Source organism: Streptomyces sp. 150FB (genome assembly GCF_000818195.1).
Lineage (GTDB): Bacteria > Actinomycetota > Actinomycetes > Streptomycetales > Streptomycetaceae > Streptomyces.
The window spans coordinates 3145874-3148294 of record NZ_JTHL01000001.1; the positions used below are offsets into that span (position 1 = coordinate 3145874).

The 2421-nt window shown below is 73.0% G+C and carries 1 protein-coding gene and 1 pseudogene; both read right to left on the reverse strand.

The window, feature by feature from the left end; genetic code table 11:
- A pseudogene (locus QR77_RS13340) lies at positions 1–361 on the reverse strand (ComF family protein); the annotation flags it as partial.
- A 117-nt stretch (positions 362–478) separates the two neighbouring features.
- Positions 479–2284: an LpqB family beta-propeller domain-containing protein gene (locus QR77_RS13345; RefSeq protein WP_236710635.1), complete on the reverse strand. Its 1806-nt coding sequence runs from the start codon at positions 2282–2284 to the stop codon at positions 479–481.
- Positions 2285–2421 lie beyond the last annotated feature (137 nt).

Sequence of the window (2421 nt, forward strand, 5' to 3'; positions counted from 1 at the left end):
CGCGCGCCCCGACGGCGCGCCGCGTGGAGGGTACGGGGACGAGCAGCAGCGGGCCCACGCCCGTACCCGGCGGAACCGCCGCCTGGACGGCCCCCGCCAGCGCCCTGCCCAGCGGCCCGGCCAGCCCGAGCACACCGCGTTCCTTGTGCGCGAGCAGCACCGCCCGTACGGCGTCCTCGTACGGCGCCGCCGCGTGCACCACCGGCAGCCCGGCAGGCTCAGGCACCGGCCGCACCCGGCACGGCCATGTCCCGTACAACGCCCGGCCGCAGTCCTCGCAGAGCGGTGTCCTGGGGCTGCCGCAGCCGCCACAGGTCACCGGGAGCACCAGGCCGGTGATCTCTCGCCACCACCCCCGCATGAGCACCACTCTGCCAATCGCCCGAGCCCCCGGCCACCCCTGTGGACAACTGATTGGGGGCGGCCCCCGCAGCCCGTACACCCCGCCCGGACCCCCGGGCCGGGCCCGCCCCGACTGTCAGCCCGGATAGACGGGTGACGACCCCGACCCGACCATGGTCTGCCAGTTGCCCCCGGCGGGCAGCCGTACTATCCCGGCGTCCCCCGAGTCGGCCACCAGCGGCTGCTGATCGTCGTCGTCCGCGGCGATCGCCGTCACCTGGTTCAGCCCCGGCAGCACACCCGCCGCCGACGTCGATCCGTCGGTCTGGATGTAGCGCACCTGCTGCACGCCCCTGGCCTCCTTGCCGACGACCACCAGCCTGCTGGGCCCGGCCCAGGACACCGCGGTCACCGTCTCCATCTGCGGTGCGACCGACTGGAGTTCCGCCACCGACACCTCGGGCTCCACCCCGGCGCGGTGCCGCTCGATCCGCCCCACCTCCAGGGTCGTCCGGCCCTTCTCGTTCACCAGGAGGGCGATCCTGACGCCGTCGGCCGACACCCGCAGCGCCTCGATACGCCCGTCGCCGAGCCCGTCCACGGGGACCTCCCGCGCGGGGCCGCCGCCGTTCTGGAGTCTCAGCAGGCGTGGTTTGTGCGGGTCCCGGTCGGCGACCCAGAGGTCGCCCTGCCCGTCCCAGCTCGGCGCGGAGAGCCGGTCCTTGGGGTCGCCGCCCGCGCTCGTCACCAGCGGGTTCCCCGGGTCGCTCGCGGAGATGACCGACGAGACGTACAGCGACTTGGCGTCCTCTCCCACGCCCGCCGCACGCTTCTCGTCACGCGACACCGCGACCGAACCGAGCTTGAGCGTGCCGTCACCGAACGGCCCGATGACGGGCGTCTTGCCCGCGGTCTCGCCGCTGCTGGTGTCCAGCTCGGTGAGTTTCCCGGTGCTGTCGATGAAGTACGGGCTGTCGGCGGCGCCCGTGGCACGGTCGGGCGCGTACCCCTCCGCCTGGTCCCCGGTGAGTGCGCAGAGCCTGGTGCCGCCCGCCGTCAGCTCGACCTGTTCGATCTTGGTGGAGGTGAGGTCCCGCAGGGTGAAGAGCAGTTGCGCGGCCATCTTCCTGCACTGCGTGCCACCCGCCTTGGCCGCCGCCGCGTTGAGCGGCACCTTCAGCGCGTTCCGGTCGTCGAACTCCAGTGATCTGGTGTTCGTCGCCAGGTGGGTGCCCGCGGGGAACATCGAGTCGACGGCGGGCCCCAGCCACCTGGTGGGACCGCCGAGCAGCGCGCTGATGGCCTGGGTGACGGGGTCCATCCGGGTGGTCGGGTCTATCCGCTTACGGATGTAGACCGGGTCGGCCACCAGCCAGTTCTGCCCGGAGGCGAAGTAGTACTTGTTGACCGAGCGGTAGCTGCGCTCGAAGTCGGAGTCGCCCAGCAGCAGCCCCTGCGGCAGCCGGTCGATACGCCACTCGGTGCCGTCGGCCGCCTTCTGCTGCGCCAGGTGGATCTCCCCGTGGTACGCGGCCGGGGCAGCCGGCTGGTAGGCGTGCGAGGCGTCGACCTCGGCGATCCGCTCGCCGTACAGCGGGTATTTCAGGCCGGAGGGGTCCGCCGCGCTCTGGCCGCCCTGGGGGGCCGCCGGGTCGGGCGCCGCACTCAGCACGGTGGTGCTGTCCTGCGGCCGCCAGGTGCGCGACGCCTGCTTCGTCAGGTACTTCCTGGCCATGGCGAAGTCGGGATCCTCGCTGGTCATCGCCTCCAGGAAGCCGTCGACGATCTCGTCGGGCTCGGCTTTCGCCGGCGGCGGTACGGCGTAGACCCGCACCTGCGACTCACCGTGCGGGGACGCCTTGACCAGCTCCACGTCGCCGGTGTCCGGGATGGACGCGCAGCCCGCGAGCAGCAGCGTCACGATCGCCAGCACAGCGGGCATCCGCACCGCTCGTCCTCCACCGAACCGACGGCGGTCAGCGCCCACGAGTCGTGTCCTCCCGCTCCGAAGCCTGGCGTACTGGGTCATGGGGGCCGGGGCGGTCAGGGCGGTCGGCACGGTCGCCGGCGGGTATCCGC